Consider the following 9083-nt stretch of genomic DNA (forward strand, 5'->3'; position numbering starts at 1 on the left):
GCACGGCACAGCCGCGGCGCTGCCGGCATGCCACCAGCACGCCGCCCTGGTTGGTGTAGCGGATGGCATTGGCGATCAGGTTGCGCAGGATCAGCTCGACCAGGTTGGGGTCGGCGAACACCGTGGTGGTGGTGTCGCGGGTACGGTAGAACAGGCCGCGCGCGTCGGCCTGTGGCGCAAACTCGTTCTCCAGCTTGTACAGCATGGGCTGCAGGCGGAACGCGCGTGGCTGCGGCGTGATCACGCCGGCATCCACCTTGGAGAAGTCCAGCAGGGTGTTGAGCATCTCGCGCGCGGCGCCGGCCGCGGCTTCGATATGCGCCAGCAGCTGACGCTGCTTGTCGCTCAGCTCTGAGCGGCCCAGCGTGACCACGAACAGCCCGAGCGCGTGCAGCGGCTGGCGCAGGTCATGGCCGGCCGACGCCAGGAACACGGATTTGGCGCGATTGGCTTCCTCGGCCTCGTGCTGGGCGGATTCGGCGCGCGCGGTCTGCTCGCGCAGCCGCGCGATCAGCTCCACGTTGGCGAAGCGCAGCGCAATGGCATGGCGCGCCACGCGCGCGTAGTTGCGCGCAAAGACCATCAGCACCGCCAGGTAGAGCGGCGCGCCGAGGAACATCGCCAGGTAGGCGCTGTCACCGGTGGCGATGAAGACAGCCCATACCGGCACGATGGCCGGCACGAAGAAACCCACCGCCACCGGCAGGCACGGCGAGAACACCGCCAGCGCCGCCGCGCTCATGCCGGCGATCAGCGACAGGATGCAGATCACCGTGGCCGGCGAGTGGACGTCCATGTAGAGCCATGCCGCCAGGCCCCACAGCCCGCCGATCACGGTCAGCAGGGCCGTCATGCCGCGCGCATAGAGCCCGGCCCGGGCCTCGCTCAGGCGCTCGGCGATGGCGCGGCGCCCGAAGTGGCCCAGCGCGCACGCCGCCGCCAGCGCGACGGCCCATGGAAAGGCGCCGGGATGCCCGCCGCCGATGCTCAGGCCAAGGGCGAGGATAAATCCGGCCAGCGCGCAGCCCAGCATGGCGATGCCGAAGCTCTGGTCGATCAGTTCCATCTCCGCGGCCAGCAGGCGCGGTTCGTCATAGCGGGGAACGAGCAGGACCATGGCTTACCTGCCGTTCTGGACCAGGCCGCGGCGCTGCGCCTCCAGCACCGCCTCGACGCGGCTGACCACCCCCAGGTGGTCGAGAATGGCCGCCACGTGGACGCGCACCGTGTTCTCCGAGAGGCCCAGGTGATGGGCAATGACCTTGTTGGAACGGCCCAGGCTGAGCTGTTCCAGTACCTCGAGCTGGCGCGGTGTGAGCGAACTGGGCTGGTAGGCGCCGGACCCGGCGGTGCCGCCGCCGGGGTCGCTGCGAGGGTTGCCGCCCGGCTCGGCGGCCGGAGCGGGGCCGAACCAGGTATCGCCGCGCAGGACGCTGGCAATGGCCTGTTCGATCTCCTCGCTGTCGGCCGATTTCGGCAGGAAGCCCGCGATCTCCCTGCGCGCGGCGAGGGGGATGGTTTCCAGCCCGGAGGTGCCGGACACGATCAGGATGCGCGCCGCGGGAAAGTGCCGGCGCAACACCTTCACGCCCTCGATGCCATTGAGACCGGGCATCTGGATATCGAGCAGGATGATATCCACAGCCGCGCCGCGATGCTCCTGCACGGCGCCCATGACCGAGCCCGCCTCGATGATGCCGGCCACGCTGGGGCTGTCCGCCAGCACCAGGCGCAGGCCGGTGCGGAACAGGGTGTGGTCGTCGATCAGCAGCAGATGGGCGTTGAGCATTGAGGCTGTGGGGGCACGGCGGCCGTGGCAGGCAAGGTGATGCAAAGGGTAGCAGGCGGCCCGATAAGCCGGCGTCCGGGCGCGCAAGACTGCCAGGACAATACCGAATGTCGCAGGCGAATTGGACTCGATTCTCGCAGTGCTGTCCATTACCCCTCGTTGGTGGGGAAACGCAATTCGATCGCGCCGGCCGGATTGCCCCGCAACCCGCGCCGGGCCTGGGACAGCGGGCAGCCGGGGCGGCCTGGCCGCGCGCGGCCCTAGTCCGTAAAGATTATTTCGCCACCGGGCCCCGGCTGTCACCATGAGTGCGTGGGTGATTTCCGCGACTTGCCCCTACCACTTTTCTCGCCCACAACCAGCCGGCTGTGGGCTTTTTTTCGTCCGCCGGGCCGGCCGGGCCAGCGAGATGCAAAGCACGGCATGCCCGGCCGTTCAGCCGCCTGGTCGACCAGTCGATCAGTCGATCAGCTTGCCGGCCGCATCGAAGAATGGATGGCTGGCGCCGAAATCGCCGATCACCGCGGCGTGGCTGACCAGGCCGTGGGCCGGATGCCACCAGTGCAGCAGGTAGCCCGGCGGCTCCATGCGAAAGCGCGACGCCGCGCGYGGGTCGATATCGAGCGCGACCTGATGCGCCGGTCCCGGCGCCGTCATGGCCACCGTGCCGCCGAAGCGGTGCGTGATATGCCGGTGCAGGTGGCCGCACAGCACGCGCTCCACCTGCGCATGGCGGCGTACCACGGGCTCGAGCAGGCCGGCGCCTTCCAGCCCCTGCTGGTCCATGTGCCCGATGCCGGTATGGAAGGGCGGATGATGCAGCATCAGCAGCGTGGGCCGCCCGGGGGCCGCCGCCAGGGTCGCGTCGAGCCAGGGCAGCGCGGCGGGATCGACGCGCCCGCCCGGCTTGCCCGGCACCGTGCAGTCGAACGCCACCAGCCGCAGTGGCCCGGCATCCACGCAGTAGTGGACGGGCGCGTCGCCGTCGCCGTTGGCGAACAGGTAATCGTGGTCGGCGAACACGCGGCGCAGCGTGGCGCGGTGGTCGTGGTTGCCTGGCAGCAGCCGCACCGGCAGCGGCAGCCCGGCCAGGATGCCGCGCAGGAAGCGGTACTCCTGCTCGGTGCCGAAATCCACCAGGTCGCCGGTGATGACCACCGCGTCGGGCCGTTGCGGCGCGGCCAGCAGGGTGTCGATGCAGCGCTGCAGGGCGCCCGCGGTATCCACCATGCGATAGGAGAGCTTGCCGCCCGCCTTGATGTGCAGGTCGGTGATATGGGCGAGCAGGTAGCTGCCTGCGGTGTCGTCGTTCGGGGTGTTCATGCGGGGAGGGCTTGCGAAAGCGTGATCAGGTGGCCGGTATCGAGGCGCAGGCCGACGCGGTCGCCCGCCAGCCAGCCGTCGCGGCGGGTGGTGTCGACGACCAGCGGGGCTGGCGCGCCGACGTCGACCAGCAGGCGCGTGTAGTTGCCCAGGAACAGCGCGGTCACGACCGCGCCGCCCAGGTGCGCGTCGCCGGGCTGGGCCAGCGCCACGTCTTCGGGGCGGAACAGCAGCTCGGCCTGCCCGGCGCCGGAGGCGGGCGCGCCGGCGGTGCAGGGAACCAGCCCGCCCGGCACGCGCCAGGCACCGCCTTCGCGCTGGGCCGGCAGGCGGTTCATGGTGCCGATGAAGTCCGCCACGAAGGCATTGGCCGGCGCGCGGTAGATCTGCTGCGGGGTGCCGGCCTGGGCGATGCGGCCGCGGTCCATCACGATGATGCGGTCGCCCAGCGCCATGGCTTCGGCCTGGTCGTGGGTGACATAGACCGCGGTGATATGCAGGCTGCGCAGCAGCTGGTTGATGTCGGCGCGCAGCGCGTCGCGCAACTTGGCATCGAGCGCGGTCAGCGGCTCGTCGAGCAGCAGCACGCGCGGCTGCACGGCGATGGCGCGCGCCAGTGCCACGCGCTGGCGCTGGCCGCCGGAGAGCTGGTCGACGCGGCGCTCGGCAAAGGGCCCGAGATGCATCATCGCCAGCATTTCGTCCACCCGGCGGCGGCGCGCGGCGGCGTCCACGCGGCGCACGCGCAGGCCGTAGGCGATGTTCTCCGCCACGGTCATGTTGGGGAACAGGGCGTAGCTCTGGAACACCATGCCCACGCCGCGCTGCTCGATCGGCAGCGTCGTCACGTCGTTGTCGCCGAACATGACCACGCCGCCGGCATCGGGAAATTCCAGCCCGGCGATGATGCGCAGCGTGGTGGTCTTGCCGCAGCCCGAAGGCCCGAGCAGGACCAGGGTCTCGCCCGCGCCGATATCGAGGTCGAGCGGCTCCAGCGCCAGCGTGCCGTCGGCAAAGGTCTTGCCGCAGTGGCGCAGCGTGATGGGAGTGGGTTCATGCATGGCGGGCCTCGGAAGCGGGGAGCGGATCGGTGCCGGCAAGGCCGTTGGCCACGGCATCGCCGGCGGGCAGGCGGTGCTTGCGGGCGCGCGCGCCGAGCGCGCTCACGCCTTGCATCAGCACCAGCAGCGGAATGATCATGAAGAAGAACACGATGGTGTAGGCCGAGCCGATCTCCAGCCGCATGGAAGCGTAGCTGTCGGCCAGCCCCACCGGCAGGGTCTGGGTGGTGGGCGTGTGCAGCATCCAGGTCAGGTTGAACTCGCCCACCGACAGCGTGACCACCATCAGCGCGCCGGCCAGGATGCCCTGGCGGCAATTGGGCAGCACCACGGTGAAGAAGCGCTGCAGCCGGGTCGCCCCCAGGCTGGCGGCAGCGTCTTCGAGCGTGCGGATATCGATGGCCGACATGATGGCCAGCACCGAGCGCACCATGAACGGCAGCGTGAACAGCACATGCCCCACCAGTATGAACACCCAGCTGGTGCGGAACGCCTGCCAGCCGCCGTACAGCAGGATCAGGCCGAGCGCCGTGGCCAGCCCGGGCACGGCCACCGGCAGCATCAGCAACTCCTCGATCAGGCGCGTCACGCGCCCGCGCCGCAGCGCCATGTAGTAGGCCGCGGGCACGCCCAGCACCAGCGTGCAGGCCAGGCAGGCCAGCGCGATGCCGAGCGACAGGAAAATGGTGTTGCGGTAGAGCGACCACACCTCCACCAGCCAGCGCGTGGTCAGGCCGCTGGCCACGCCGATGAAGATATTGTTGGTCAGCCCGGCCAGCACCGACAGCACCACCGGCACCACCATGAACAGGCAGACCAGCAGCGCCAGGGCAAGCTGCAGCCAGTAGGCGCCGCCGCGTCGTCGTGAATGCATCATGTGCGCGCTCCTCAGGCAGTGGCGGCGACGGCGTCGCCGGAGAACCAGCGCGCCAGCGCCAGCAGGGCCCATGTCACCGTGCCCAGCAGCACGGACAACGCCGCGGCCATGCCGAAGTTGGCGTAGTTGGTGAACTCGTTGTAGATGGTCAGCGGCAGCACGTCGAGCTGCGTGGCCAGCGTGAAGGCGGTGCCGAACGCGCCCATGCTGGTGGCGAAGCAGATCGCTCCGCTCGAGATCATGGCCGGCATCAGCGCGGGCAGCATGACGTCGCGCACCACGCGCCAGCGTCCCGCGCCCAGCGAGCGCGCGGCTTCTTCCAGCGAAGCGTCGAGCTTGGCCACGGCGGCCATCACGGTCAGGATCACGCGCGGGATGGAGAAATACAGATAACCGACGAACAGCCCCATCAGGCCGTAGGCAAAAGTCCAGCGTTCGCCCGCCAGCCAGTCGCCCGCCATCGCCAGCAGCCCGTTGCGCCCGCCCAGCATGATCACCATGAAGCCGATCACCACGCCCGGGAAGGCCAGCGGGAAGGTCAGCATGGCCACCAGCAGGCTCTTGCCCGGCACCGCGTTGCGTTCAAGGAAGGTGCCGGTGATGCCGGCGATGACCAGCGTGGCCAGCGTGACCGCGGCCGACAGCAGCACCGTGACCAGCAGGCTGTGCAGGTAGCGCTGGCTGGTGAGCACGGTCCAGTAGACGCTGGCGCCTGCGTCACCGCTGACGCTGACCGCGATCAGCCTTGCCATCGGCAGGCAGAAGAAGGCGAGGAAGACGATCAGCGCGGGCAGGGCGAAGAGGAGAAGAGGAAGCGGCTTCTTCATGATGAGGTTCTCGCCGATGGAAGCATGGTTGAAGCGGGTTTGATGCAGGGTTGGCGCGGGGGTCGTGCGAGATTCGTGCGGAAGGCCGGGCGTGCACGGCAGCGCGGCCCGGGGCGGGTCGGCAGACTCGCCCCCGGCCACGCTTCAGATCACCGGACTTCCTTCAGGTAGGTCTCGCTGAACCCCTTCTGCGCATCCGCCATCCTGGCGAAATCCACGGGCTTGGCGCGTGCATAGTCGGCCGCCGGCAGGAACTTGGCCTGCACTTCCTTCGGGATGCCGGCGCTGCGCACGGGGCGCAGGTAGGCATTGGCCCACAGCGCCTGGCCCGCGTCGGACAGCACGAAGTCCAGCACCTTGCGGCCTTCGGCATCGTGCGGCGCCTTGTTCACCAGGCTCATCACGTAGGGCACCACCACCGTGCCTTCCTTCGGAATCACGAAGGCCACGTTGGCGCTGTCCTTGTAGCGGGCGCGATAGGCGTTGAAATCGTAGTCCAGCAGGATGGGGATCTCGCCGGACAGCACGCGCGCGTAGGCGGTCTGCTTGGGCACGATGGGCTGGTTCTTCTGCAGGTCGCGGAAGTACTTGAAGGCGGGCCCGAAGTTTTCCATCGTGCCACCCATGGCCTGGTTCACGGCGACCGCGCCGACATAGCCGACGAAGGCGCTGGCGGGGTCGAGGTAGCCGATCAGCCCCTTGTATTCGGGCTTGAGCAGGTCGGCCCAGGATTGCGGTACGGGCTTGCCGCGCAGGGCATCCACGTTGACCATGAAGCCAAGCGTGCCGGAATGGATGGCGAACCAGTTGCCTTGCGGATCCTTGAGGCCGTCGGGGATGTCGTTCCAGTGCGCGGGCTTGTAGGCGGCGGTGACGCCGTCCTTCTTGGCCTGGATGCCGAAGGTCACGCCGTAGTACACCACGTCGGCCACCGGGCTGGCTTTCTCCGCCACCAGCTGCGCGAGCGACTGTCCGGAATTCTTGTTGTCATGCGGGACCGTGACGCCGGTCTTTTCCTTGATGGCGCGGATCTGCGCGGCCCAGTCGGCCCATTCGGGCGGGCAGTTGTAGCAGATCGCGGTTTGCGCGGCCACGCCCTGGCTGAAGGCGGCGGCGCCGAGCGCGACGGCGATCCAGCGTAGCGGTTTGTGCCAGGAACGGCTTGCTTGCATGGTGAACTCCTTGGTTACGGACTGGGGCTGGGGCTGGGGGGAAAGGCTGGGTCTCATGGCGGCGGGACAGCCGCCTCACGCCGGCGCGGCGACCGTGCCGCCCAGGCGCAGGGCATGCGGCAGCAGCGTGATGCGTTCGTTACCGGCTTCGCGCGCCGCGCCGGCGGGATCGAAGCGCACGAGCAGGCCGGCCACGGCGCGCGCGCCGATCTCGGCATTGGGCTGCACCACGGAGGCCAGCGGCGGCTCCACCAGCGCGCCGAGCGCGATGCCGTCGTAGCCCAGCACCGAGATATCGCGCGGCACGCGCAGGCCGATGCGCTTGAGATCGGAGATCACGCCGATGGCCAGCAGGTCGTTGGTGCAGAAGAAGGCGGTGGGCGCATCCGGGCCCGTGGCCAGTGCGCTGATCTGCCCGGCGTTGCTGGCGGTATGGGACGGCAGGCACAGCGGCGGGGCGGGCTCCAGGCCATGCGCGCGCATGGCGTCGCGATAGCCGTCGAAGCGCTGGCGGGCGCGGTCGGACGCGACGAAGGCGCCGGAGACGACGCGGATGCGGCGGTGCCCGGCGGCGATTAGGGCTTCCACGCCTTCGCGTGCGCTGCCGCGGTTGTCCACCGAGACCGAGTAGCGCCGGCCGCGCGGCGCGGCCTGGTTGTAGGCCAGCACATAGGGCACGCCTTCGGCGTCGAGCTGGTCCAGCACGGCGCTGCGCGCGGCATCGGCCACCGTCAGCACCATGCCGTCCACGCGATGGCGCAGCAGGTACTCGATGCGTTCGCGCTCGCGCGCCGGATCGTAGGCGCTGGTCACCAGCATCAGCGAATAGCCCGCGGCGAGCGCGGYGTCCTCGATGCCGCGCCAGCAGTCGGCGAACACGGCGTTTTCCAGCGTGGGCAGCATCACGCCGATCATGCGGCTTTGCTGCGCGCGCAGCTTGCTGCCGAGCAGGTTGGGGCGGAAACTCAGCCGCAGCGCGGCGTCCATCACGCGCTGCACGGTGCCCGCGCGCACCAGGTCCGGGCTGTTGAAGGCGCGGGAGGCCGTGGCCAGCGACACGCCGGCCGCCTGCGCCACATCCAGGAGGGTGGCGGCGTCTTGCGGGGTGGCGTGGCTGCGGTCCTGGCTACGGTTCACGTTGATGGGTCCGGTCTGGTTCTGGCGGCGGCCGAAGACCCCTTCCAGAAGATGGGCTGCAGAAATGAAAACGTTTTCATTCAAGGCGCAAAAAAATCGGGCAGCAAGCCTTTGTGATGCTGCGGCGCATGAGGAAATCCTGCGTCCGCAAGGCGATAACCCGGTACAGCAGCGGATTGTGGAGATGGTGCGTGACAGCACGATGACAAGTTGCCAGGACGCCTGCCGGAGTTGCGGGGGGCAATCCTTGCCACGCCCTGCGGCGGCGATCGCCGCGGGGCCAGAAAGCACTTGAAAGGCGGGCGCAATCTTATTAACATGTTAATTACAGGTGGCGGCCCCAGTACACGCTGCCGTCATCGATCCGCCCGCCGCGCAAGGCAGGCGCGGACGCAACCAGAGAGGAGCACGATGCGAGAAGGCAGAATCGCCAGAATCGCCGCCGGCGGCCTGCCGGTGCGCGCCATGCCGGTGGACGGCGCCATGCAGTTGCCGCACGACGGCGTGCGGACCCTGCGCGAAGGCGAATTCATGTGGCAGCCCGCCGTCACCGGCACCGTCTACGGCACGCTGCTCAACTTCAGGGGCGCGCTGGCGGCCCTGGGCGACAGCGTCAACGCCGCGCCGTACCAGGCGCCGCCGTCGGCACCCATTCTCTACATCAAGCCAGCCAACACGCTGGCCGCCCACGGCAGCGAAGTCATGCTGCCGCCTGGGCAGGACACGCTGGAAATCGGCGCGGCGCTGGGCATCGTGATCGGCCGGCGCGCCACGCGCGTGGATCCGGCCCGCGCGGCGGACTATATCGCCGGCTATACGGTGGTATCGGACGTCAGCGTGCCGCACGCCAGCTATTACCGCCCGGCAGTGCGCCACAAATGCCGCGATGGCTACTGC

At 69.3% G+C, this 9083-nt stretch carries 10 protein-coding genes; 2 read left to right on the plus strand and 8 right to left on the minus strand.

Annotation, left to right across the window (positions count from 1 at the left end):
* From AC1DO7_RS36290 to AC1DO7_RS36325, 8 genes are all read right to left on the minus strand, one after another.
* Nucleotides 1-1117, minus strand: a 1117-nt coding sequence (locus AC1DO7_RS36290) for a sensor histidine kinase (RefSeq protein WP_477117229.1), incomplete at its 3' end; no start/stop codon positions are given.
* Nucleotides 1118-1120: 3 nt separating this feature from the next.
* Nucleotides 1121-1789, minus strand: coding sequence for a response regulator (locus AC1DO7_RS36295; protein ID WP_441619018.1), 669 nt, complete (start codon nucleotides 1787-1789; stop codon nucleotides 1121-1123).
* A gap of 459 nt (nucleotides 1790-2248) precedes the next feature.
* Nucleotides 2249-3112, minus strand: coding sequence for a phosphodiesterase (locus tag AC1DO7_RS36300; protein WP_441619020.1), 864 nt, complete (start codon nucleotides 3110-3112; stop codon nucleotides 2249-2251).
* Nucleotides 3109-4173, minus strand: a complete 1065-nt coding sequence (locus AC1DO7_RS36305; RefSeq protein WP_441619022.1) for an ABC transporter ATP-binding protein — start codon at nucleotides 4171-4173, stop codon at nucleotides 3109-3111. The genes AC1DO7_RS36300 and AC1DO7_RS36305 overlap by 4 nt, the downstream gene beginning before the upstream one ends.
* Nucleotides 4166-5047, minus strand: coding sequence for an ABC transporter permease (locus tag AC1DO7_RS36310; protein ID WP_441619272.1), 882 nt, complete (start codon nucleotides 5045-5047; stop codon nucleotides 4166-4168). The genes AC1DO7_RS36305 and AC1DO7_RS36310 overlap by 8 nt, the downstream gene beginning before the upstream one ends.
* Nucleotides 5048-5061: 14 nt before the next feature.
* Entirely contained in the window at nucleotides 5062-5877 is an 816-nt protein-coding gene (locus AC1DO7_RS36315) for an ABC transporter permease (RefSeq protein ID WP_441619024.1), read from the minus strand.
* Between the two features lie 149 nt (nucleotides 5878-6026).
* Nucleotides 6027-7049 (minus strand): ABC transporter substrate-binding protein, encoded by a 1023-nt coding sequence (locus tag AC1DO7_RS36320; RefSeq protein ID WP_441619025.1) that lies wholly within the window; start codon nucleotides 7047-7049, stop codon nucleotides 6027-6029.
* 75 nt (nucleotides 7050-7124) lie between these two features.
* A complete protein-coding gene (locus AC1DO7_RS36325; RefSeq protein WP_477117230.1) occupies nucleotides 7125-8186 on the minus strand; it encodes a substrate-binding domain-containing protein in 1062 nt (353 codons plus the stop codon).
* Between the two features lie 64 nt (nucleotides 8187-8250).
* Here AC1DO7_RS36325 and AC1DO7_RS36330 point away from each other — a divergent pair, with 64 nt between their 5' ends.
* Together AC1DO7_RS36330 and AC1DO7_RS36335 are read left to right on the plus strand one after the other, a co-directional pair.
* On the plus strand, nucleotides 8251-8481 hold the full coding sequence (locus tag AC1DO7_RS36330; protein WP_441619028.1) for a hypothetical protein: 231 nt from the start codon (nucleotides 8251-8253) through the stop codon (nucleotides 8479-8481).
* Nucleotides 8482-8669: 188 nt separating this feature from the next.
* On the plus strand, nucleotides 8670-9083 hold a 414-nt coding region (locus tag AC1DO7_RS36335; protein ID WP_477117231.1), incomplete at its 3' end, for a fumarylacetoacetate hydrolase family protein.

Source organism: Cupriavidus sp. 05N40 (assembly GCF_056397305.1).